Source organism: Halobacillus litoralis, from assembly GCF_004101865.1.
GTDB lineage: Bacteria > Bacillota > Bacilli > Bacillales > Halobacillaceae > Halobacillus > Halobacillus litoralis_A.
Genome location: NZ_CP026118.1, coordinates 3,500,647 through 3,523,263, shown reverse-complemented (window position 1 = coordinate 3,523,263; position 22,617 = coordinate 3,500,647). Strand labels below are relative to the sequence as shown.

23 protein-coding genes and 1 rRNA gene are annotated in these 22,617 nt (G+C 40.1%); 7 read left to right on the top strand and 17 right to left on the bottom strand.

Annotated elements, in window-relative coordinates; translation table 11 throughout:
• Positions 1–3: 3 nt before the first annotated feature.
• The 3 genes from HLI_RS17410 to HLI_RS17400 form a co-directional block, all read right to left on the bottom strand.
• Complete coding sequence (locus HLI_RS17410) at positions 4–822, bottom strand: DUF1444 domain-containing protein (RefSeq protein WP_128526179.1); 819 nt, start codon at positions 820–822, stop codon at positions 4–6.
• A 134-nt stretch (positions 823–956) separates the two neighbouring features.
• Positions 957–1,274: a thioredoxin family protein gene (locus HLI_RS17405; RefSeq protein ID WP_128526178.1), complete on the bottom strand. Its 318-nt coding sequence runs from the start codon at positions 1,272–1,274 to the stop codon at positions 957–959.
• 34 nt (positions 1,275–1,308) lie between these two features.
• The gene (locus HLI_RS17400; RefSeq protein ID WP_128526177.1) at positions 1,309–2,337 is read right to left on the bottom strand and encodes a PTS sugar transporter subunit IIC; all 1,029 of its coding nucleotides are present in this window, start codon (positions 2,335–2,337) and stop codon (positions 1,309–1,311) included.
• 197 nt (positions 2,338–2,534) lie between these two features.
• Here HLI_RS17400 and HLI_RS17395 point away from each other — a divergent pair, with 197 nt between their 5' ends.
• Together HLI_RS17395 and HLI_RS17390 are read left to right on the top strand one after the other, a co-directional pair.
• Positions 2,535–4,694 carry a methyl-accepting chemotaxis protein gene (locus HLI_RS17395; RefSeq protein ID WP_128526176.1) on the top strand — a complete coding sequence of 720 codons (2,160 nt, stop codon included), beginning with the start codon at positions 2,535–2,537 and terminating at the stop codon, positions 4,692–4,694.
• Between the two features lie 608 nt (positions 4,695–5,302).
• Positions 5,303–5,743, top strand: coding sequence for a YtoQ family protein (locus HLI_RS17390; RefSeq protein ID WP_128526175.1), 441 nt, complete (start codon positions 5,303–5,305; stop codon positions 5,741–5,743).
• A gap of 50 nt (positions 5,744–5,793) precedes the next feature.
• Here the strand turns inward: HLI_RS17390 and HLI_RS17385 are convergent, their stop codons facing one another.
• Both HLI_RS17385 and HLI_RS17380 read right to left on the bottom strand, forming a co-directional pair.
• On the bottom strand, positions 5,794–6,294 hold the full coding sequence (locus HLI_RS17385) for a DUF84 family protein (RefSeq protein ID WP_128526174.1): 501 nt from the start codon (positions 6,292–6,294) through the stop codon (positions 5,794–5,796).
• 219 nt (positions 6,295–6,513) lie between these two features.
• The gene (locus HLI_RS17380; RefSeq protein ID WP_128526173.1) at positions 6,514–7,581 is read right to left on the bottom strand and encodes a M42 family metallopeptidase; all 1,068 of its coding nucleotides are present in this window, start codon (positions 7,579–7,581) and stop codon (positions 6,514–6,516) included.
• Between the two features lie 152 nt (positions 7,582–7,733).
• Here HLI_RS17380 and HLI_RS17375 point away from each other — a divergent pair, with 152 nt between their 5' ends.
• Positions 7,734–8,051, top strand: coding sequence for a PepSY domain-containing protein (locus HLI_RS17375; protein ID WP_128526172.1), 318 nt, complete (start codon positions 7,734–7,736; stop codon positions 8,049–8,051).
• A 43-nt stretch (positions 8,052–8,094) separates the two neighbouring features.
• On the opposite strand, the gene HLI_RS17370 is transcribed toward HLI_RS17375, so the two are convergent.
• Both HLI_RS17370 and trmB read right to left on the bottom strand, forming a co-directional pair.
• Positions 8,095–8,952 (bottom strand): YtnP family quorum-quenching lactonase, encoded by an 858-nt coding sequence (locus HLI_RS17370; RefSeq protein WP_128526171.1) that lies wholly within the window; start codon positions 8,950–8,952, stop codon positions 8,095–8,097.
• Between the two features lie 69 nt (positions 8,953–9,021).
• The gene (gene trmB / locus HLI_RS17365; protein WP_128526170.1) at positions 9,022–9,666 is read right to left on the bottom strand and encodes a tRNA (guanosine(46)-N7)-methyltransferase TrmB; all 645 of its coding nucleotides are present in this window, start codon (positions 9,664–9,666) and stop codon (positions 9,022–9,024) included.
• 261 nt (positions 9,667–9,927) lie between these two features.
• Here trmB and HLI_RS21790 point away from each other — a divergent pair, with 261 nt between their 5' ends.
• Positions 9,928–10,101 carry a hypothetical protein gene (locus HLI_RS21790; protein ID WP_164908597.1) on the top strand — a complete coding sequence of 58 codons (174 nt, stop codon included), beginning with the start codon at positions 9,928–9,930 and terminating at the stop codon, positions 10,099–10,101.
• Between the two features lie 131 nt (positions 10,102–10,232).
• Here the strand turns inward: HLI_RS21790 and HLI_RS17360 are convergent, their stop codons facing one another.
• Both HLI_RS17360 and HLI_RS17355 read right to left on the bottom strand, forming a co-directional pair.
• The gene (locus tag HLI_RS17360) at positions 10,233–11,042 is read right to left on the bottom strand and encodes a phosphotransferase family protein (RefSeq protein ID WP_206659669.1); all 810 of its coding nucleotides are present in this window, start codon (positions 11,040–11,042) and stop codon (positions 10,233–10,235) included.
• A gap of 158 nt (positions 11,043–11,200) precedes the next feature.
• On the bottom strand, positions 11,201–12,130 hold the full coding sequence (locus tag HLI_RS17355; RefSeq protein ID WP_128526169.1) for a diacylglycerol/lipid kinase family protein: 930 nt from the start codon (positions 12,128–12,130) through the stop codon (positions 11,201–11,203).
• Between the two features lie 213 nt (positions 12,131–12,343).
• Here HLI_RS17355 and HLI_RS22025 point away from each other — a divergent pair, with 213 nt between their 5' ends.
• Entirely contained in the window at positions 12,344–13,255 is a 912-nt protein-coding gene (locus HLI_RS22025; RefSeq protein WP_241655880.1) for an EAL domain-containing protein, read from the top strand.
• Here HLI_RS22025 and HLI_RS17345 read toward each other — a convergent pair.
• From HLI_RS17345 to HLI_RS17330, 4 genes are all read right to left on the bottom strand, one after another.
• Positions 13,242–14,147 (bottom strand): NERD domain-containing protein, encoded by a 906-nt coding sequence (locus HLI_RS17345; protein WP_128526168.1) that lies wholly within the window; start codon positions 14,145–14,147, stop codon positions 13,242–13,244. The genes HLI_RS22025 and HLI_RS17345 overlap by 14 nt on opposite strands.
• A 2-nt stretch (positions 14,148–14,149) precedes the next feature.
• Positions 14,150–14,710, bottom strand: coding sequence for an RNA 2',3'-cyclic phosphodiesterase (gene thpR, locus HLI_RS17340; protein ID WP_128526167.1), 561 nt, complete (start codon positions 14,708–14,710; stop codon positions 14,150–14,152).
• A gap of 72 nt (positions 14,711–14,782) precedes the next feature.
• Positions 14,783–16,162: a dipeptidase PepV gene (gene pepV, locus HLI_RS17335; protein WP_128526166.1), complete on the bottom strand. Its 1,380-nt coding sequence runs from the start codon at positions 16,160–16,162 to the stop codon at positions 14,783–14,785.
• A complete protein-coding gene (locus HLI_RS17330; RefSeq protein WP_128526165.1) occupies positions 16,159–17,184 on the bottom strand; it encodes a potassium channel family protein in 1,026 nt (341 codons plus the stop codon). Before HLI_RS17330 ends, pepV begins: the two co-directional genes overlap by 4 nt.
• A 162-nt stretch (positions 17,185–17,346) precedes the next feature.
• Here HLI_RS17330 and HLI_RS17325 point away from each other — a divergent pair, with 162 nt between their 5' ends.
• Positions 17,347–17,565, top strand: a complete 219-nt coding sequence (locus HLI_RS17325; protein WP_128526164.1) for a DeoR family transcriptional regulator — start codon at positions 17,347–17,349, stop codon at positions 17,563–17,565.
• A gap of 69 nt (positions 17,566–17,634) precedes the next feature.
• Here HLI_RS17325 and HLI_RS17320 read toward each other — a convergent pair whose 3' ends face one another.
• On the bottom strand, positions 17,635–18,357 hold the full coding sequence (locus tag HLI_RS17320; RefSeq protein WP_128526163.1) for a pseudouridine synthase: 723 nt from the start codon (positions 18,355–18,357) through the stop codon (positions 17,635–17,637).
• A 15-nt stretch (positions 18,358–18,372) separates the two neighbouring features.
• Complete coding sequence (locus tag HLI_RS17315) at positions 18,373–19,980, bottom strand: putative polysaccharide biosynthesis protein (RefSeq protein WP_128526162.1); 1,608 nt, start codon at positions 19,978–19,980, stop codon at positions 18,373–18,375.
• A 104-nt stretch (positions 19,981–20,084) separates the two neighbouring features.
• Between HLI_RS17315 and HLI_RS17310 the strand changes: the two genes are divergently transcribed.
• The gene (locus tag HLI_RS17310) at positions 20,085–21,350 is read left to right on the top strand and encodes a BaiN/RdsA family NAD(P)/FAD-dependent oxidoreductase (RefSeq protein WP_128526161.1); all 1,266 of its coding nucleotides are present in this window, start codon (positions 20,085–20,087) and stop codon (positions 21,348–21,350) included.
• 221 nt (positions 21,351–21,571) lie between these two features.
• On the opposite strand, the gene HLI_RS17305 is transcribed toward HLI_RS17310, so the two are convergent.
• Both HLI_RS17305 and rrf read right to left on the bottom strand, forming a co-directional pair.
• Positions 21,572–21,829, bottom strand: a complete 258-nt coding sequence (locus tag HLI_RS17305; RefSeq protein ID WP_241655879.1) for a hypothetical protein — start codon at positions 21,827–21,829, stop codon at positions 21,572–21,574.
• A gap of 621 nt (positions 21,830–22,450) precedes the next feature.
• Positions 22,451–22,564, bottom strand: a 5S ribosomal RNA gene (gene rrf, locus HLI_RS17300).
• Positions 22,565–22,617: the final 53 nt, after the last annotated feature.

The window sequence follows — 22,617 nt, the reverse complement described above, 5'->3', positions numbered from 1 at the left end:
TTTCTACTCTTCCTTTCGATCCTTTTTCGGTTTCTTTTGGGCAAGGATGAATATCGGTTCCAATTGCTTGTCTTCATAAAGAAAAGATAAGGAGGTAACAGGAACCGTACCTTCTGCGAAAAATTTCATTGCCATCTGAGCTAATATATCATAACCCTCAGGATTTTGAACGTCCGCAAAAATGATGACATCCTGATGAGGGATGCTGATGGCAAGTTCGCCTTTACATTCAGCTTTCAATTCTTCCAGTACAACTTCATTCAGAATTCGGCTGGCGTCATAACCATCACCCATGGAGTGAAAATAAAAATCATTCCCATATACGCTGTCCTTTTTCATTTCCACTGGAAGAGAACGTACATTGAACCCTGCCACTTCAGTAATTCTTCCAAGTGTCCAACCTTCTCGTTCAAGCATTTCTTCGTCAATCAATTGATAAGATTTACCGAGATCCAATGCGTAATACACCCTTGTTTCCGCGGTGTGGTCTATATATATAAGTTTTTTGCCTTGTTCTGTTTCTGTAGGGAAAGATGCCGAGCGAATTACAGGAAAGATATGCTGCTCTTTTCCCGTTAAGTGATGGGTCTCATTCATCACTCTCAGTGCCTCCTGGACATGATCCTCCAGCTCATCAAGAGCTGGTTCTCCACGAGCCTGGAACTTTGAGATGACGTTAGGCAATGTAATGGTAATTCCTTCACCTGAATCGATCCATTCAATTCTAAAAGTATCTTTATCCCTATTGAAAGTCGTCTTCCATTGATCATTTTTCAGACGATCTTCCAACTTCTTCTTCATTTTAATACTGGTCATTTTCATTCTTTTTCCCCCTTTATGATGGAAGAAAGAAGTTTGTCCTTTTCCTCGTTTCTTCTAACTATACCGTATTCTATTATACACACTATTCTATAGCAGAAAAAGTAAACAAGCTGTGCTTTTCGCACAGCTTGTGTTTATTTGCTCACTTTTGTAAGAAACGTTTCTATTTCTTCTTTTGTTTTTCTTTCTTTACTAACAAATCGTCCTACTTCTTCTCCATCATTAAAAGCAAGAAAACTAGGAATTCCGAAGACATCATTTTCCGCACATACGTGTATGAATTGGTCCCGATCGACATAGACGAATGTCCAATCAGAATAATCCTCTTCTAATTCAGGAATGAAAGGTTCAATCACCCTGCAATCCGGACACCAATCAGCTGAGAATAAAAGTATAACGGATTCATTTTCAATAAGATTTTTCAATTGATGATCTGATTCTAAAGTAATCATGTGCTGCACCTCCAGAAATTATTTTAGCACAGGTTCAATCATATTCAATCCTCATGTCTCCAGGTTGGATCCATCCTTTGCGTCTGAACCAATAAGCAAATATATAACTGATGACAGCGGGTCCGATGAAATGGAGAAACAGAATAGTAATGACGATTCCCCATGAAAAACCCATAGATTCAAAAGTCATAATTTGGCCAACAAATCCACTTGTCCCCATTCCCGCTCCTGCTGCATTATTCTGGAGGGATAGCCAGACTGTAGCCACAGGAGCCAGAATCGCTCCTGCTATAGTAGGCGGTAATATAATGAGTGGTTTTTTGACCACATTGGCCACCTGAAGCATAGAAGTTCCTATACCTTGTGCTAATGCCCCCCCGAATCCGTTATCTCGATAGCTGATTGTTGCAAAACCGACCATTTGGGCAGCACACCCTACTGTAGCCGCTCCAGCCGCTATTCCATCCAAGGAAAGCATCAAGGCAATCGCTAAACTTGATATCGGGGCTGTCAAAGCCAGCCCCATCAACACAGCCACCAATACCCCCATCAAAAATGGCTGCTGTTGAGTAGACCAATTGATGACTTCACCGATACCTGTCATTAATTGACCAATCGGTGCCCCGAGCAATACTCCGACGGTATAACCTACAATAATCGTAGCAAATGGCGTCAAAATAATATCTATTTTAGTTTCCTTGCTCACTATTTTTCCGAATTCCGTTGCTAGCAAAGCCGCAATATAACTACCGGCTGGACCGCCCAATTCAGCTCCTGAAGCTCCACTGAATAAGGCTGCGAATATGACAAGAGGGGGTGCTTTCAGACCATACGCGATAGCGGCGCCAATAGCTCCTCCCCAAATTTTCGTATCCATGGCTAAAGTACCCATTTCAATGAATGATTCTGAAACCAACCATAAACTAGTCTGTTCTCCAATCGTCTTGATTATTAAACCGATGATAAGAGAAGAGAATAACCCTAGTGCCATGTAGCTTAAAGCAGTGATTAAATAGGCATGAAACGATATATGTACACCTTTTCTTTTTAAAAATTCCCTCATTAATTTCCCTCCCATACCTTACCGCACTCCATCTTACACTCAAATCATACATGTGTAAATACATTATTCAAAAGTGGCATATCATGAGTCTAAAAGCCCACAACACTTTCGGCATCTCCTATTGTTTTACTAGACAAAAAGTTCTATAATAAATCAGTATATAAAGAAATTTGTGAATTTTTCAGAGGAGGGGTCGAATGAAATCGATCAGAGGTCGGGTTCGTTTTATTTTAATCGTATCATTATTAGGTTTACTTGTTATTATTGGTTTTTCTACTTACTTCTTTCAAAAACAGGCAATTATGGCAGACAAAAGCTACCACATCCAACAATCTTTAGCAGACAGTGAAGAAATTAAATACTTGATGACCGCCACTATCCTTGAGCAACAAGGGTTTTTCAATAATCCTGACAAGGAGAAAGCAGAGTCCATCCAAACTGCTATTGACCGGGTTGAAAAGGCTTCAGCAGATTACACCCAAAAGTACAGCAGCTACCCTGAAATTGGAGACCAATTCAATAAAATCAATGAACAAGCTCAACTTTACATAGAAGAACTAGGACCGTTAGTAAATATGTACAAACTTGTCGGCTTTTCCGATGAAGAAGGAATGTACAAATTCATTAATTCTTCATATGAAGAATTTAATAATGTAATCGCTGAAGTCGAAAGCCCTCCTTTGCAAAGTGCTTTGCTGCAATTGAAAGTAGCTGAACAAGAATACATAAACGATTCAAATGCAGAAAACCTCTCCACTTTTAAAGCAAGTGCCAAAGATTTCAGAAATACGACTGGCTCTCTCGATTTGACTAGTGAGCAGACATCCACTCTAAATAGGACCTTATTAAAATACGAACAAACCATCAATTCAATGGACAGTACATTCAACCAGGCATTGACAATAAAATCTTCCTTTGAATCCATTGCTTCAGAAGTATCAAATCAGGTTAACCAGGTTATGGTTGCTGCTGAAGAAATCAATGGAACAATATTAGAAGAACAGCAGAGTCAACAGCAATGGATCACCATTTTGCTTGCCATACTGGGTGGTGTCGTCCTTCTTATTACGCTGCTTACCGGTTTCTTTCTCATTCGGTCCATTTCAAAATCCATCGACAGCCTTAAAACAAGTGCTACGATTATCGGAGATGGAAATCTATCTCACCGCGTCAATTTAAATTCAAATGATGAAATGGCAGAACTCGGAGGACAATTCAACCATATGGCTGACCGTATGGAGCAATCTGTTCGGAAAGTCCTGCAAGCGACCGGGGTTCTGAATACATCATCAGAACAACTCGCAAACATTTCTGATCAGACCTCTAATCAAGCACAAGAAGTCAACGATGCCATCAACCAAGTAGCCACCGGTTCCCAAGAACAAGCGCAAAAAATTGACGAGACCAATCAATTCATCTACGAGGTATCCGAAGCCATCACTCACACAAAACGATCTACTGAAGAGATTGAAGTGAAGTTAGGGGAAGCCAGATCAGAAGGCAAAGAAGGCTTAAGGACTGTGGCAGATCTAGAGCATACCTCTAATGCTTTTATAGAACTTGCCTCTCATATGGCGAACGAAGTACAAACTGCTTCCAAGCAGTCCAAAGAAGTAAATAAAGTAGTGGCCACCATTGAGGATATAGCAGATAATACAGATCTCCTTGCATTGAATGCGGCCATTGAATCTGCCCGTGCAGGGGAAGCAGGCAAAGGATTTGCAGTTGTTGCAGATGAAGTGAGAAAATTAGCTGAACGTTCAAAAAATGAAGCGCGAAGCATTCAAAAAATGGTAGCAAACATGGCTCAGCAAATGTCTGCACTTTCAACAGAAGCAGAAAAATTCAACCATTACCAAACTTCCCAGGATGAAGCCGTCACTCACACAAAAGAAGCTTTCAACCGAATTGCCAACCATGTTCACTTTATGAATGAGCAAATCATACAAGTGAAAGATGCTGTACATGGCGTTGATAAAGTGAATGACGAGGTAAAAGAAAGGCTCCATAGTATCAGTGTCATATCAGAAGAAGCTGTAGCTACTGCAGAAGAAGTCGCCGCATCAAGTGAAAATCAGTTACTATCCATCGAACAAGTTCACGAGTCTGCTACTGGCCTCCAAGGGTTGTCCCAAGAGCTTTCGGCTGAAATCAGTCAATTTACGATTAAAGAACAAGCAGAAGATATAGGGAGTTTGGATGAGGATGAAGAAGAGTATGACAATGAAGAAACCCTACTGCATTCACTAATTGTTGAAGATAACCATTTACAAGAAGAGGATCAAGGTGAGTTTGATTCTGCTGATGAGCAATTGAAAATCGAAGAAACAACTAAAGAAGACAAGTTATCTTCCTGATACCTCCCCCCTCCTCATAGAGAGGCTGCTGAAAAACCCTCATCAATCTAGAGGAGCGGTTAATGTTTGTTGTTGCTTCTCACGAATCGCTTGTCGGTGGATGCTTGCCGCGGGCACGGCCTCAGCTAAACTTGGTCAAGAAGATCACTTTACCAAGTGGATCTTCGGCTCGCGCTGTTGCCGCAGGCGTCACCACCGAACGCTCATCGTGGAAGTAACGATGCCCATCTAAAAAGAGTGATGTTCTTTGATTTATAAAAGAACATCACTCTGAGTGTACAAGGGCCGGCGGCGATCTTCACCGTCAATATCAAACGAATACTAAAGCTCATAGATGAGTAAATGCTCGAATGTCTCGTCATAACAAAGAAGCCGAGTTGAACGATAAAACCGTCCTACTCGGCTTTTTTTCTTTGATGCATAACTCAGAAAGTTGCAGTTCTTCAGTAGCCTCCTCATAGAGAAGAGGGGATTTTTTATACGTTCTAAAAAAAATCATTTAATCATAGGAACCTGTCAATTCCCTTGCAACTGAAGAGTGGATGTCTGGACAGAAGACATTTTCTCTTTCATACTAAAATCAAAAGGATAATTCGGGAGGCGTTTTAATGGAATTAACTGTATACTTAGCGGGGCAGATTCACGATGATTGGCGGAACCAACTGAAGGAAAAAGCAGCAAAAAAAGACCTGCCGATCCACTTTGTAGGTCCACAAGTAAACCACGAGCTATCAGACGATATTGGAGAAAACATCCTCGGCCAGCAGCCTGATAAAGTGTATCGTGATGATGCCGCCTCAAGCATCAACAACTTCAGAACACAAGTCCTTCTGCATAAATCAGATGCAGTCATCGCTCTTTTTGGGGAATCCTATAAACAATGGAATACAGCAATGGATGCCAGTGCGGCCGTGCAACTTCACAAGCCACTGATTTTGGTAAGACCAAAAACCTTAGTACACCCGCTTAAAGAGTTATCAAACCAAGCGGATGTCACAGTCGAATCTATCGATCAGGCTGTAGAGGTGTTAGAGTACCTTTACACATAAATGTAAAAGCAAAAGGATGCTGCTAGCCAATTGACTAGAGCATCCTTTTTTTATTGGTCATACAACCATTGCCCTTTTAACAGCTTCACTACATGTGTGAACATTTCTTCACGATCTATGAAACCGTTCGTAAAAATACCGATGGCTCCTTCATTTTTTCTTACTTCAACTTTTTCAGCGAAAATGTCCATAACCTCGCCTAGTTCTTTCCCTTTTTCTAAGTCAGCTTTAATGTCATCCGGGAGTAGGATTCTTGCCCCGCTGGCAGTATAAACATTTTCCTTCGAATCCACTAAAGCTCCCCAATTACACAAATAAAGGTCATCTTCAATTTCCATGACTCCACCTTCAAGCCCTATTCCTAAATGAGTTTTATTATTCGAAGCACACTCACGAGCGCGATTGATCGCCCCTTCTAGTGTTTCATCGTCTGAGAAAGGTTGTGCAGCCACTTTTGATTCAACTTCAATTCCTACAACTTCCATTTCAGGGAATACGTGTTTGACAGAGGCGATTTTTGTAGGGTTTTTTGAACCCACATATATTTTCAATATACCATGCACCTTTCTCTTTCTGATATCTAGTTAGATTATTGAATCCAAGAAAGCTTCATCGACTGTATCCCAAATGAGAATGGATGACTTGTAAAAGGTAAACTGATAAGAGGTTCTCTTTTTAGAAAAAATGGTTTGCCTTCTTTTGGTTATATGATTTCCTATTCTAGCACAAAGTCACGCCTGCTGACATCAGCATACGTGACTTTGGTTGAATTAAACATTCTTATTAATTTGATCGATCGTATTCTGATCAGTTGTTTTCACAAGATGAATGAGCAGCTCTTTCGCTGCTGCGTAATCATCAACATGAATGATAGAAGAAGATGTATGAATATATCGTGAACTGATCCCTACGACAGCTGATGGCACACCATCATTCGCCATATGGACTCTTCCTGCATCTGTACCGCCCTGTGATACAAAATACTGGTATGGAATGTCATGTGTTTCCGCTGTATCTAAGATGAACTCTCTAATCCCGCGATGGGTGACCATAGAGCGATCAAGAATACGTAAAAGTGCTCCCTTCCCTAATTGTCCGAATTCTTTTTTGTCACCACTCATGTCATTAGCTGGTGAAGCATCGAGAGCATAAAAGATATCGGGGTTGATCATGTTTGCAGCTACTTGCGCACCACGCAGTCCTACCTCTTCTTGTACAGTAGCTCCTGAATACAGTTTATTCGGTGTGTCTATCCCTTCAAGCTCTTTCAATAGTTCGATGGCAAGACCACAACCATACCTGTTGTCCCAAGCTTTAGCTAAGATTTTCTTTTCATTAGCCATAGGTGTGAAAGGGCAAATCGGGACAATAGCCTGTCCTGGCTTAACACCAATCGCTTTGGCGTCTTCTTTGTCATCAGCCCCGATATCTATCAGCATATTTTTGATTTCCATCGGTTTCTTTCTTTGCTCTGGCGTCAAATTATGAGGTGGTATCGAACCGATGACACCCACGATAGGTCCTTTGTCTGTCATCACTTGTACACGCTGAGCAAGCATCACCTGGCTCCACCAGCCCCCCAACGTTTGAAAGCGGATCATTCCATTTTCGGTTATTTGAGTGACCATAAAGCCGACTTCATCCATATGACCTGCCGCCATGACTGTTGGCCCCTTACCATTTTTCATTCCGAAGACACCGCCTAAACGGTCTTGAACAATCTCATCAGAATACTTCTCCAGTTCATCTTTCATGAATTGACGAACCATATGCTCATTACCAGGAGCACCGGGGAGTTCCGTCAAGGTTTTGAAAAGACTTTGCGTTTCTTTATTCATATGTACATCTCCTTTTTGTCCATCTTTTATCATTTTAACGGAATTTTTAAAAGGTTTCTACAAATCTGCCACCCTAATATAGTTTTGATTTCCTTTTAACGGGAATATTTAGTATAATGTAAGATAGAAATTAGTTGTGAGGTGATTGTTTTATGAACTGGAAAAAAGTCGCACTAGCTGCTGGTGTAGGAGCATTAGCAGGCTATGTTGTCAAAGAACAGTTAAATAATGGTCAGGGAGTTACCCCTGAAAAAGCTTTGAAGATTGCAAAAGAAGCTTTTAAAAAGCAAGGACCGATCAGCGGATCTTGGATCTATATGAAGCCAGAAGAATTGAACAAGAATGGCATTAATTATGATGTTTACCGTGGAGGTATTTCTAAGAATCAGGACGGGGAAACGTCTCAATTTGAATTTTACATTGATACCGATACAGGTACAATTGTTGATGTAGCTGAAACAACGGCATAATAAGATATGAAAGCCCCCCAGTAAAAAAGCTGGGGGGCTTTCATCATTCTTCATAGATATGTTTATCTTGTTCTATCTTCTCTACAATTTCTCCTTGTTGGTCAAAACGCATTGCACGGTAAATAGCATCATGATAAAAAACGTACCAGGCATTTCTATTATAGCCATAGTTCATCCACTTTTGTTTTTCATGAACAGAAGTCACTGGAAAATCATCATATGCAAGGGCCCACAGGACATTTTGGTGCGCGTGGGTCGGCATAAGGTCTGCCATATGGATGAAAACATTCTCTTCATCCTCAAAAACAATAATAGAATGTCCATCACTATGACCACTTGTATGAATCATGCGGAGACCAGGTAAGATCTCTATTGAATCTTCAAATGTATGTACGAGCTCTTCCACCGGCTTCCAGTTTGCTTCCCAATAAGTATTTTTTGAACGCATATTGGGATTTTTCATTTCATTCCACTCAGTGGCATTCGTGTAAACCACCGCATTAGGAAAAGCAGCAACTAACTGATCGCCATCCCACTTCGTCAATCCGCAAGCATGATCAAAATGGAGGTGAGTCATAAGAACAAAATCGATGTCCTCACAAGTCAAGCCTAACTCTGTTAAACACTCCTCTACCTTTGACTCTTCGTATACACCGAAGTTCCGCTTCAGCTTCTCATTCATCTTTTGGTTACCTATCCCTGTATCGACAAGCAACCGCTTCCCATCAATTTCCAATAGTATCGGATCCGTTCTCAACTCAATTTGATTACGCTCATTCACAGGGTACTTCTTACTCCATAAAGGCTTAGGAACTACTCCGAACATCGCTCCTCCATCCATATGGGTAACTCCCCCCTCAAGCCAGGTCAATGAAGCTCGCCCGATTTTCATTTTTTTCAAACAATCATCCCCTCTATTATCAAAGATAGCTCTAGTTTAGCATAACAACTAGAGCTATTGTAAGCGGTATCACGTATTGAATCGAGCCTTACATTTATAGATCGGCTGACCTTTAGCAGAAAATTTCTCTTCATATTCAGTAGGAACATTCAATGGATCCTGATCTGCATGGAGATCGACGGAAACATCTTCAATCACCATTCCGTATTCAGAAAAGCTGACAAGAGAATACTCGAACAATCCTTTATTATCCGTTTTTAAAGTAACCTGCCCTCCAGGTTTTAAGACGCCCTCATACTGTTCAAGAAACGTATGATAAGTCAACCTCCGCTTTTCGTGCTTATTTTTCGGCCATGGATCAGAAAAATTCAAGTAGATGTGGTCAACTTCATTTTCGTCAAAGAGATCTCTCAAATCTCTTGCATTTTCGTTGACCATCCTGACATTTTCCGTGTCAGCCTGAAGCACTTTTTTTACAGCTCCAACAATCACACTTTTTACAAACTCAACACCGATAAAGTTATATTCTGGATGCTGACGGCCCATCCCGGCAATAAACTGCCCCTTACCGGATCCTATCTCCAAATGAAGAGGCTGTTCTGGCATTGGGAACAGCTCCTCCCACTTCCCATTCATTTCAAAGGGTTTCTGAACGACAACTTGATCATTCTCTCTTAAAAAATCATCTGCCCAAGGTTTATGTCTTAAACGCATTTATGGAATCCTCCTTCTTATCGTTAAAATCGTACCATGAAGCGGGATAAAATTAAAATTTTTTTAGAATCGCTTGAATGATGATGTATGTGCGTATAAAAAGGCTTATATTGGATGATGGAGGGGATAACTCTCCTACAATCGAGGACTTCATTGAAAAAGTCGTTTTATCCTCCAATAGCAGGGTTGGGTTGTAAGCGCTTCCTCGTTTATGATTAATATCGTGTTACAAAATAAATAACAGGAGTGATTAATTAACATATGAAACTTTTGACTAAATCAATTGAAATGACAATTTTAGCCGGATTTTCTGTACTATTTGCAGGATACGCTTTATTCATATATCCATTTGAAAAACTAAACGAAAAAATGAGTCCAGAAGTTAAAGAGAAAAAACTTAAATATACACCAACGATCGAAAAAACCGTTGCCTAAGCAGCGGTTTTTTTGCACTGCAATATTTTCAGTCGTCCACAACTTAGTAGAAGATTGTCTGAAATTGATAAAAGGAGCAAGTGGAATTTTGGCTTGAAATTCCACTTGCTCCTTTTTTATAAGGGCAGTAATTATTTTATGATATCATGTCTTTTCATAATCGTTTTCAATTTTTCTGTCCGGATGGTCGCTTCGTCATATTCGCCTCTCATCTGATGCCATTGAATAAAGGAAAGTGCCTGGGAAACGGAATACCACTTCATACGCTCATGCATAGGAGAATCAGGTACAACACCGTATTCTTGCAACCAATTCTTCCAATAGTCCGCTGGGATGTATGTATAAAGCAGCATTCCAAGGTCAAGCGCAGGATCAGCTACCATTGCATTATCCCAATCGATTAAATAAAGTCGATCATCAGCGGACAACAGCCAGTTGTTATGATTTGTATCACAATGGCAAACGACATGAACATCGTGGTGAACATCATGGACATTTTTTTCCAGATACTTAATGGCTTGATGAATTTCAATTCTAGGATCAAGTCGATCAAGGACTTTTTGATTTTCTTTTAAATCTCTCAATATCTCATCAGGTGTCAATGGATGCTTACCGAGGCGCATCAACATATCTAAAAGTTCAGAAGAATGATGGATTTTACTTAACAATGCAGCTACGCGCGGGTGTTTCATTTCCTCGGTTTTCAGTTCGCGTCCTTCTAACCATTCTTGTGCTGTAATCACATCACCATTTTCCAGCCGTTTGGTCCAAACAAGCTTGGGTACAATCCCTTCAGCAGATAAGACAGCAAGAAAAGGAGAAGAATTGCGTTTAAGAAATAAACGTTTTCCTTCTGTCTGCGCATAATAGGCTTCTCCTGTTGAACCGCCTGCTGGTGTTATCGTCCAATTACTACCAAGTATATGTTCCAACCAATTCACCTTCAATTCCTCAAATCCTCTTGTTATTGAATCACGTCGTTGTTTGCTATATAAGTATAGCGTACTTTAGTACTGATCCAAAATAATATAAAACGATCCAAACAGGTCACCTTAAATTAGATTAACTCATTAGTCTCTCAACTTTCAAGAGTTATCTATCAATCCTTGAAGATTGTTGCTTTTGTAGAGGCTTTCTTCACATGACACTCGCAGCAACGCCCTCCTTGCCCATCTACTTGAAAAGGGACCATCTCTTTCGAGCGAAATATTACAGAATGAGCTTTGATTTCTTCCACTTCCCTGATCTGGGTATGTTTCCCTATAAATACACTTAAAAATAAAGCCAACAATTTTTTCTTTGATATCTGCCTAACGATCATTACTTGTAGATTTGAACTTTGCAGGCTTGCTTTTGGAGCTATTCTCATCCCTCCACCATAATACGGGTGATTGGAGATGGTCACCATCATCCCTTCAGTTACTGGATGGGTATGTCCGTCAATTTCGAGCTCAAAGTGGATAGGCTTCATGTTTTTTATTGCTCGGAGCAGAGCGATTGGGTAAGTGAAATTTGAAAGGTGAAACTTGCGAATCCAATGACGGTGATTTGATTCATTCACTAAAGTTACTATATGCCCATCAAGCCCGAAGCCAATACTATTAAGAAATGTTCGTTTTCCGTATTTGTATCTTTGGTGTAATACATAGGAACCTAAATATACACGATAATTCAATGGATGACTAATAATTTTCCTGAAGAGTTTTACGCCTCTGGTTTTCAAACCAATTCCACGTCCAAAATCATTTCCAGACCCCGCGGGTAAAAAAGTAACAGGGACATCTGGATATTGTTTCATTCCATTGATCACTTCATGCAGCGTTCCATCCCCTCCAATAACTATAACCGAAGAAAGGTTTTCGTGATGTATTTCGGCCACTTGTTCTGCAATTTTCTCTGCATGTCCCGGTCCTTCTGTGAAAAATGTACGGCAATTGGCTTTTTTATAAAGAGGATCTTTTTGAATTTTCCTGAACAGTCTTATCGATCTTCCATGCCCGGCTTCGGGATTTACGATTACGATATACATAAGACATTTCTCCTACATTCAAATCAAATCATTATACAAACATGTTATTATTTTATTATACTAATAGGGACAAAGGCACATTTGGCTAGACCAACCTCGACATGATTAAAGTAAACCTTTGAAGTTGTTCTTGCCACAACTTTGGAGCGCAAGATAATACAGACTGGAATTTGATAATTTACTAGATGGTTAAAAAAGAAGGAGGAATTCACCTTGGCTAAAGACTGTCAGTATTGTGGGACATCCATATTCATTCCTGAGAGTGGCGCAATCGTGTTCAACCCTGAACACATAATAGAAGTGGTGAAACAATTTCCACTCCCACTCGCTCATGAAAGTGAAGAGGCTTATGTATTTCACTACCATTCCCAAGCAGAATTAAAAGCTTCAATCGAGGTACTATTTAAAACAAGTACACCTGATTACTGGGCGCACATCCTGAATACAAAAACCTCACAATCACTTCCGATTTCCATTCAACATCTATACGAGAGAATTAGCAAGCCTGAATTAGCTGCAATCATCCATGACGGGGATTTTAATGCTCACTTACAACCGATCGTGGATATGAAAGAAAACCGTATATTCGGTTATGAGTCTTTACTTAGGACTGAAAATCAAATCCCAGGGCAGAAGATTTTCATAAACTTTTTACCTTCCACTATTTATGTACCAGAGTTCTGTCTGCAGCACACATTTCAAATCGTTGAAGAGTTCAATATCGATCCATCTGACCTTGTTTTCGAAGTCGTCGAAACAGAAAAAATCAAAGATGTCGATCACATGAAATCTATTTTAGATACATACAAGTCCTCAGGAATGAAAGTAGCCCTTGATGATGTCGGGGCAGGATACAGTACTCTTGAGATGTTAAATTTGCTTCAACCTGATTTTTTGAAAATCGACCGCTCCTATATACAGAATTGTCATACCAGTCCTGAAAAACAGGCTTTTTTGTATAAAGTAATGGATCGTGCTAAACACATAGGGATAAAAGTTCTAGCAGAAGGTATTGAAACCAGGGATGAGTGGAACTGGTTGCATGCATTAGGAGTTAATTATGGTCAAGGCTACTTTATCGGCTGCCCAGAAGCCGTCCCTGAAAAAGAACTCATTCTTCCATGAGACTCTCCTCATAGTCCCACTCCGGCCTTCTGACAGAGGTGGTTCTACTATGCTTTAGTAAAGCTTCAGCCACTTTCAATTGATCATGTTTAAGAGGAGATTTCATTTGTCTTTTCTCTTTAAACCAATCATTATATTTTTCTTTACCAATGTAGACGGTTTGATAAGGTTCCTGGCCCTCCATGAAAGTAAGGTCAGGAGCCAATACTACTTTACGGAATGGAAAATCCAGATCATACTTTCTTAGAACACTTTTCACGAATGTTTCTGATCTTCTTAAAGGGATCAAAGGGTTCATCCGTCTGTGAGGAACTCCGTTTTCTTCTATGTACCAGCTCTTCTCTGAACTTGGGTGTACAAGCTCGCCATGAGGATCAGTTAAATAAGTGATAATTTCAATACCAAAAGGACCAATCATTATATGTTCAAGCTCCATATGGGCTTTTTTCATTTCTACGATAGGCTTGTACATAAGCAAGTAGGTATCTGGAAATCGCTGCAGAAAATATTTCAAAACTGATTCTTCATAATATGCAGGGGCCAGAAAAGATTTATCCTGCAGCGTTGTAGAGGCCCATTTCAATTGGAATGGGATCAGTCCATCTAAGAAAAATTGTTTTAATTCCTTCAGTGTTTGAGGAATATAAGGAGAAGCTTTTTCATTGGATTCTTCTGCTTCCTCTACTTTCAATCTTTGTAATAGCTTATTCCACTTCGTAGGCTTTTCTGTTTTTTCCTCTTCAGTAGATTCCACATGCAAAAGACCACGTTCAAACCGGCCTCGCATTTTCTCCCAATTTTCACTCTTCAAACGCATGTATTTAGGGGGATATTGAAAAATGTTCCTTTCATATCTGGAGACATAATCTTGTAATTTTATCAGTTGTGCCATACTTACTCCTTTTCCCTCAATTTTATATCAGCTATTTTTTCGTACCTGGGAGTTTTTTTGGGGTGAATTTTAAATATAGAAAAACTTCCAACATTCATATCATGCTGATTTAGAAACGGAGTGCTTTCCTCTGAGCATACTAACGGTGACTTCCCTTCAGGTTGCTGTTTAGCCAAAGTTACATGTGGGTGATAGGCCCTCTTTTCTTCTTGGAATCCTAAAGAGCATCCGATTTTTTCTACTTTTTCTTTAATATCAAATAACGGCAGGACTTTTTCGATATTGGCATGAAATACTCTCGGCGTGTTTTCATCACCGAAGGAACCAGCTGGACCCACCTTCAATGAAAAATCAAGTGGCCATTCCTCACATCGAAGCAGTCTTATATACTCTCTTATTACTTCATCGGAGCATCCACCTAAAAACTTTAACGTAATATGAAAGTCTTCAGGGTGCGGCCAGACTTTATAACTCATATGCTCTTTTAAATTGGACTGCCAAAGAATAAGCACTTCTTGAATACTAGGAGTCACTTTCGTTCCAATAAAGTAATGATTACTCATGTACAATACTCCTTTATACGAGATTCAGACCATCACCCAACTGCTTCACTTGTACAAGTCTAATTAGGTACTCTATTTTGTCAATTCATAGATGCAGGTCGCGTATATCTCAATGGCTCGTACCATATCATCCAGGAAGACATGTTCATCCTTCTGGTGAGCTGTATCGGGGCTGTCAGCAAATAACGCACCATAGGCTACCCCTGCATCAAGAGCACGTGCGTATGTCGCCCCACCGATTGTATGGGCAGATAACCTCTCGCCTGTCACACTGTTATATACATCTAACAATGTTTCCACAAAAGGATGGCCTTTATCAAGGTGAATAGATGGGAGGTGATCATAGACTTTTAAGGTGCCATTCATTTTGGAGACCACTCTTTCCAAGCATTCAAGTACTGTTTCATATTCAACCGTAACAGGATATCTTAAATTAAAGCCGACTTTGCAGGTGCCCTCATGGAATTCTATGGATCCTAAATTTGAAGTCAAAGGTCCGGAAACCTTATCTGATCGTTTAATATCCAAGCCTTCTCCATCGGTCATAAGAAATGCCTTATGAATTTTGCGAATGACACCTTTCTGGGTACTGGACAACGGCAATTCAAGGAGAAAGCCTAATAATCCAGTGATAGCATTTTGCCCTTCTTCTGGTTTACTCGCATGAACGGCCTTTCCTTTAACTTTAACTATACCCCTTCCATCTTTCACTTCCAGCAATGCCTCTATATTTTCTTTCTCCTTATACTCTTTTAATTTTTTCTTCAAATTATTATCTGCCGTCTTCAGGACCGCTGTTGCCTCCTCAGGCACCATATTGAGACGGTCTCCCCCTGCCAGTTGAAGGATTTCTATCGTTCCATCTTTCCTATCCTCCATCTCAAAAGTAATAAAGCAATCTAGTAACCCCTTCTCTGCGTGAATAACTGGGAATGAAGCATCCGGAGTAAAGCCCACTGCAGGCATCTCTTCCTCTTTGAAATAGTACTCGATACCTTTCCAATCCCTTTCCTCATCAGTCCCCAATATCAACCGGACCCTCTTTTTCGGGTGAAATCCCTGGTCTTTCAATAATTTCATAGCTATATAAGCAGCCATTACCGGTCCTTTATCATCCTGTGCTCCTCTTGCATATAACTTATTATCTTTGACGACAGGCTCAAACGGATTTGAAGACCATCCTTCCCCTGCAGGTACGACATCCAAATGACCTAAGATTCCAATAAGGTCTTCTCCTTCACCAAATTCAATATGTCCTCCATGTCCATCGACATTTTTCGTAACAAACCCGTCATCTTCAGCGATAGATAACGCCTTATCCAAAACATCGTCTATGGCTTTTCCATAAGGATATCGATCACTCTCTTCAAAAACACTAGGAATTTTCAATAATTCAAAAGCTTTTTTTATATATTCTTCTTTGTAATCGTTGCTTAACGTATTGAAATTCATTGATGCTCTCCTTTATTTAAGATTTCTTCATATGTAGAATGATTACAAACTACATAGAGCTCTGCATCAACAGGAATCTTTTCATCCAGCTTACGGTTGATCGCTAAATCATTACGGTCAGCAATCAATGTTGCCCCTTCATTCAATAATTCTTGAAAGGCGTCGCGATATTGTATCCAGTGGGACCTTAAGGGAATGTAAAAGAGGTCCTCTCCAACTGAACGTTTAAGTAATTGACTGTAAATACCCGATACGCCTTTACGGAAAGCTGAACGTACAGCTAATGAAGAAATTGTTTCATTGGATACAATGAATTCATCGATCTTAGCATGCTTGAAATTTTTGATGTGTTTTTCTTCCATCACTTCGACTATGGTATGAATACCCGGGGCTATGGATTCAATTGATGAAGCAATCAGTAAAGTTTTGCCATCGGCCATCTGGTCATTGTCCATTCGATCATCAGCGAAGATAAGGACAGCTCGTGCTTGAGTTACATTCGCTTTCTCTAAAGTTTGTAAATCAGAACCATCTCCTTTTATGTAATGAATATTTTCAGTCAAAATTGGTGCTTCTTTCAATTGATCGATAATGACGATTTCACAATCTTTATTCGTCTCCATCATTTCCTTTACAGCGTAAAAAGCTTTTTGCGACCAGCCTATGATGACGAAATGCCCGCTATCTTTATACACAATATCACCTTCCAGTCGTTTTTTTCTGAACATAGCTAATCCATCAATGATTTTTCCGATTACGACACCAATAAGTCCAATGCCTAATACATACAATATTATAGCTATGGAACGACCCGCCACAGATACGGGATAATAATCTCCATACCCTACAGTCGTGACCGTAGTCATCACCCACCAAAATCCATCGAATAATGTCGGGAATGTATCGTTTTCCACAATGACGATTAAAATAGTGGATAACAAGATAAGAAGGGCACTTGTAACAAATAAAACATAGTTGTTAACTTTCACCATTTTCAAGAAAAACCTTCTTAATATTAACAAAGGGGAGGCCTCCGATCTTTAATATATTGTAAATTAGGTGAATTATCTGTAAATTTCGTGGTTTATAGTAGCACGTCCTTCAACATTGTTGTAGAATAAAAGCAACTTCAGAGTTTATTGCGTAAAACACGTTCCATACAATGACGATTAAGGAGTGGTTTTTTGAATCATCCATCATCACGTATGCTCAACAGAATCAAGGCTGTATACCTCTATATCAGAGATCGAGGGACAGTTTCGACCAACGAGTTAGCAGATGAGTTCGGCATTACCGATCGAACTATGCAAAGAGACCTGAGTATTCTGGAGTACAACGGGCTAGTGGCAAGTCCGAATCGTGGAAAGTGGACGATCACTGAAAAGAAAGTCAAGATCTCATAATACATGGAAAAGATATATAGATGACACCCGGAAAACCTTTTCCGGGTGTTCTTTTCATCCACTTATTTATCACTCCAAATTTGTTATACCTTTCAAGTACCCTATCTCTTCCTCTGTAAGCTCCCGATACTCCCCGAGATCCAGCTCTTCATCAAGTTCTAGTTTGCCGACTTTCGTCCTTTTCAAATAAGTGACTGTTTTATCTACGGCTTCGAACATCCGCTTCACTTGGTGGAATTTCCCTTCAGTAATCGTTAATTCAATTTCAGACACCTCATCAGACAATAGAATTTCAAGGTGGCCTGGTTTCGTTTGATACCCATCATCTAAAGTGACACCTGCAGCGAATTTTTCAACATCTTCCGCTGTAACTTTTCCCTCGATTAAAGCAAAGTAAGTCTTACCGACATCTTTTTTTGGAGAAGTAAGGCGATGGTTCAGTTGTCCATCATTCGTAATTAAAAGTAAACCTTCCGTATCCTTGTCAAGACGCCCGACGGGGAAAGGGTCAAATACTTGGTCTTCAGGCTGGAGAATATCGATGACGGTTGTTTCATGAGCATCTTCTGTCGCTGATATTAAGTCGCCTGGTTTATTCAGCATCAAATAGATATACTCTCTATATTCCACTTCTTCTCCCATCACAGTCACTTGATCATTTTCGGGGTTCACATGAGCTTTGGCACTTTTTTCGGGCTGTCCGTTCACACGGACATTCCCACCCTTTAACAGGCCCTTCACTTCTTTTCTTGTGCCATAACCCATATTGGCTAACATCTTATCTATTCTCAATTGAGGGATGCCTCCTTATCTACGTTTCAGAAATTTATCAAGTACTCTTACTCGGCCGCCTAAAATGTGTTCCAATAAGGTGGTCTGATAAGTGAGCCACATATAAACAAGCCCACCTATACCTATACTGAACACTAGTACGACCAAAGCATCTATCCTGTTGGCTGCTGGCTCAAGGAATAAGCCGAATATCCATTTTACAAGGATGACAGTGATTGCCATTATTGTAGTCAAAATTAGAACGAGCAAAGTTCGTTTGAACAATGGTTTGTAGTCGAACTCAATGGATGTGAAGATTCTCCAGAAGTTCAAGATTACAGCTGCAGCTACACCAATCCCAGTAGCGATGATGGCCCCTTTTGCCCCAAACATTTGAATCAACCACCAGTTCAGGGTTATCTTTAAGATGATTCCAGTACCTAGGCTTACCACTGCAAAATTTTGCTTGTTGATTCCTTGCAAAATCGAAGATGTTACAGTATATAATGCAAGGAATAAGCCGACTGGCGCGTACCAGCGCAGGAGATTTCCCCGGTAAGTGACCTCATCTACTCCATAAAAGGTCGCATACGCCTCTATCGCTACGACAGAAAGCCCCACAACAGCTGGGATAATCAACAAGGCCACGATTTGTAAGGCCTGGTTAATTTGATGATTCAGGCGGTTCATTTCATTTTTTGTAAAGGACTGCGTGATAGCTGGGAGCAATGCTAAGGATAACCCTAGCCCCAAAGTGACAGGTATCATAATAAGCTTGTGGCTCAAGAAATTAATGATTGAAAAAGCATTGTTATAATCAAGTCCTGACGCCTTGATGGCTTTTTCTAATGTGAACTGATCGACAAGTTGGTAAAGGGGTGTTGCAATCCCCACCAGAATAAATGGACCGGCATACGTAAATAGCTCTTTAAACATGTCTTTATTGGATAAACCATAAGTGTATTCCTGGGCATGTAATTGTTGATCCAAAAATGGTTTGCGTTTTTTCCAGTAAACATATAGAACAATACATGAAGCAATTCCGCCAATAAAAGCAGCGAAGGTCGCAAAACCGATTGCTTTTGGAATGGGTCCTTGTAATACTTGTACAATAACGAATACTGACACGAGCAGAAATACAATTCTCACGATTTGCTCGACAACTTGGGAGACAGCTGTGGGTGCCATTGATTCATTACCCTGGAAGAAACCTCTTGTTATACTCATAGGAGGTATGACAAGTAAGGCGAAACTGACCATCTGTATGACCATCGTGGCTTGACTCAACCGCTCAGATTCATCGCCGACCGTCAATAAAGCGACCTGTTCCGCTGAGAAGAACAACATTAAGAAGGCCAGCACACCAGTGATAGACATCAAAGTCATCCCGGCCTTCAGCATCCTGCGTCCTGTTTCATAATCCCCTAGCGAATTATATTTCGATACAAATTTAGAAACTGCAACAGGCACTCCCATACTTGATAGACTAAGAAGTATACTATAAGGGACATAAGCAATGGAAAACAAATCTGTTCCTTCCGTACCTACCATATTTTCAAACGGAACCGTATAAATCATTCCTAAAAATTTTGATAAGAATGTTCCTGCTGTCAATAAAATGGTACCTTTAAGAATCTTCGACATAATTAGCTTTTCACCTTCAATTTTATTGTAGAATCGACCTCATCTATTTTATCATAGATAAAGGATGAACAAGGAACGAATGACCTGTAGAAAGGAAGACAATCATGACTTATCAAGTAACTGTCATCGGTGGCGGCCCGTCAGGACTGATGGCGGCAATAGCTGCTGCAGAACAAGGTGCCCGCACACTATTAATCGACAAAGGAAAAAAATTAGGTACGAAGTTAACCATTTCAGGAGGAGGACGGTGTAATGTTACCAACCGCCTACCGGAAGAAGAGGTAATCAAACACATTCCGGGAAACGGAAAGTTTTTATTCAGTCCTTTCTCCGTATTTAATAATTATGATATTATCGATTTCTTTGAAAATCTGGGTGTTGCCTTGAAAGAGGAAGACCATGGCCGTATGTTCCCTGTAAGCAACAAAGCAAAAGATGTTGTGCAAGCACTTTTGAAACGAATGGATGAATTGAATATAGAGGTTCGTAAAGAGACTCCGGTCGAAGCTATTCACTATGGGGAAGGCAAAGACCAGCACCAAATCATCCTAAGATCCCAAGAGAAACTTTATACTCAGTCCATAGTATTAGCTGTAGGAGGAAAAGCAGTCCCCCATACCGGATCCACAGGGGATGGTTATGCTTGGGCGAAGAAAGCCGGCCACACGATTACAAAACTGTTTCCGACGGAAGTACCCCTCTTGTCGAAAGAAGCTGTAATTAAAGAAAAGACACTGCAAGGCTTGTCTTTACGGGATGTCGATGTCTCTGTACTTAACCAAAAGGAAAAGCGGATTGTCACTCATAGAATGGACATGTTGTTTACTCACTTCGGCTTATCCGGACCCGCTATCCTTCGGTGTTCCCAGTATGCCGTCAAAGAATTCATGAAGGGTCACTGCCCAGTCACAATTGAAATTGACGCATTACCGGACGAGAAAGAGGGATCCCTGTTCCAAAGATTTCAACAGGATACAAAGGATCAACCAAAAAAAGCATTTCGCAATGTAACCAAAGGAATCGTTCCGGAAAGATTTCTCGATTATATTTTAGAACAAGCTGGTATAAGTAACGAAGAAAAAGCCGCTAATATCTCAAATCAACAATTACGTAAGTTCACGCACTTAATAAAAAAATTTCAAGTGAAGGTACATGATTCACAACCAATTGAAAAGGCATTTGTCACAGGAGGCGGTGTATCGATCAAAGAAATTGTGCCAAATACAATGCAATCAAAGTTGATGCATGGTTTATATTTTTGCGGAGAAATCTTAGATATTCATGGTTATACGGGAGGTTATAACATTACTTCTGCCATGGTAACAGGAAGAGTTGCCGGCATGCATGCGGCCTGGGAATCCCTGGGATGAAATATCAAAACCCTTATTATGAAGGTCAACGAAAGGTGTGTCGTGGTCCTTTGGTTATTTTTCATAGAATAGACTTGATTACCCCTGCCGAGCTTAAGCAAGCCCTTTTTCGTAACAAATGAACTGGAGTGATAGGTACTGTAGCCAAACTTGATATATGCAGGGATATCTTCCCAAGCTTAAATTTTATAATTTATTAGACGAAAAAATCGAGAAGAGGCTCAGCCCTTTCTCGATTTTCTTTGCTGATATTCTTTTCCCCGTCCTAATTCACAGTTGATTAATTGCTGCATCTCTTCACGATCCCCTTTGGAAATGACAGGATCGGATTCGCTCCAGTCGACCATGTACACGATATAATAACTGCGAATACGCCTAAAATAAACAGTGGAAAAAGGGAATTTATCAAAGTAGCCCCGGACCATCTTCTTACGTGAGTAACTCCATCTCATTAGTTGAATAAAAAAACCTCCGAACATACATTCTCACCAATAGTATATCGAAGGATCACGTTTTGCTCAAGCATATTACCATATGAAAACTAATCCCATATAAGCAAATAACAGACTACTAATCAAATATAGATAGCCATACACCTTAAGCCTTTGGAAGTGGTTTGTCACCCCCATTATCCCAACTAATGCTAACCAGATGATAATACCTACATAAAGTATGTGTTGTAGCGGGGTAATGCTTTCTCTTAAAGATACTAAATAGAAAGCAATAGGAATCAAAAATAGCATCATAGCATACTTCCAATTTAAATAGGTATTCCTTTTTCTCTCTAGCTGTGCCATCATCAACACCCTTTCAAAGTTAGATTAATACCTTACAAATAGGTTTTGTGATGCTAACGATTTAACCTTAACAAATCGCTTAATAACCATGTTTATATTTTGAAATATTATTAAACAGCAGCTAACAAAAACTTTTTGTACCTTCCATTGGAAAAAATGCGATATGTAACATCAATATGCCTTTTCTATCAAAACTCCTGGATACCGAAGAGCAAGCAAACAACTTTTTCGTAAGCGTCTATTTCTTCATAGGAAGCAATGAAAAATAAACCCTTCAGAATGTTTCTGAAGGGTTTATTACTGACGTGGCGGCGTCCTACTCTCACGGGGATCGACCCGACTACCATCGGCGCTGAAGAGCTTAACTGCTGTGTTCGGCATGGGAACAGGTGTGACCTCTTCGCCTTCACCACCACATCAATATAAAGTTTGAGGTGAACCCTCAAAACTGGATAAGGAAACATCATCGT

Bases quoted from the DNA above. Each gene is read 5' to 3' on its own strand.
- HLI_RS17410 (WP_128526179.1), bottom strand. From the start codon at position 822: ATGAAAATGACCAGTATTAAAATGAAGAAGAAGTTGGAAGATCGTCTG.
- HLI_RS17405 (WP_128526178.1), bottom strand. From the start codon at position 1,274: ATGATTACTTTAGAATCAGATCATCAATTGAAAAATCTTATTGAAAAT.
- HLI_RS17400 (WP_128526177.1), bottom strand. From the start codon at position 2,337: ATGAGGGAATTTTTAAAAAGAAAAGGTGTACATATATCGTTTCATGCC.
- HLI_RS17395 (WP_128526176.1), top strand. From the start codon at position 2,535: ATGAAATCGATCAGAGGTCGGGTTCGTTTTATTTTAATCGTATCATTA.
- HLI_RS17390 (WP_128526175.1), top strand. From the start codon at position 5,303: ATGGAATTAACTGTATACTTAGCGGGGCAGATTCACGATGATTGGCGG.
- HLI_RS17380 (WP_128526173.1), bottom strand. From the start codon at position 7,581: ATGAATAAAGAAACGCAAAGTCTTTTCAAAACCTTGACGGAACTCCCC.
- HLI_RS17375 (WP_128526172.1), top strand. From the start codon at position 7,734: ATGAACTGGAAAAAAGTCGCACTAGCTGCTGGTGTAGGAGCATTAGCA.
- trmB (WP_128526170.1), bottom strand. From the start codon at position 9,666: ATGCGTTTAAGACATAAACCTTGGGCAGATGATTTTTTAAGAGAGAAT.
- HLI_RS21790 (WP_164908597.1), top strand. From the start codon at position 9,928: ATGAAACTTTTGACTAAATCAATTGAAATGACAATTTTAGCCGGATTT.
- HLI_RS17355 (WP_128526169.1), bottom strand. From the start codon at position 12,130: ATGTATATCGTAATCGTAAATCCCGAAGCCGGGCATGGAAGATCGATA.
- HLI_RS17345 (WP_128526168.1), bottom strand. From the start codon at position 14,147: ATGGCACAACTGATAAAATTACAAGATTATGTCTCCAGATATGAAAGG.
- thpR (WP_128526167.1), bottom strand. From the start codon at position 14,710: ATGAGTAATCATTACTTTATTGGAACGAAAGTGACTCCTAGTATTCAA.
- pepV (WP_128526166.1), bottom strand. From the start codon at position 16,162: ATGAATTTCAATACGTTAAGCAACGATTACAAAGAAGAATATATAAAA.
- HLI_RS17315 (WP_128526162.1), bottom strand. From the start codon at position 19,980: ATGTCGAAGATTCTTAAAGGTACCATTTTATTGACAGCAGGAACATTC.
- HLI_RS17310 (WP_128526161.1), top strand. From the start codon at position 20,085: ATGACTTATCAAGTAACTGTCATCGGTGGCGGCCCGTCAGGACTGATG.
- HLI_RS17305 (WP_241655879.1), bottom strand. From the start codon at position 21,829: ATGTTCGGAGGTTTTTTTATTCAACTAATGAGATGGAGTTACTCACGT.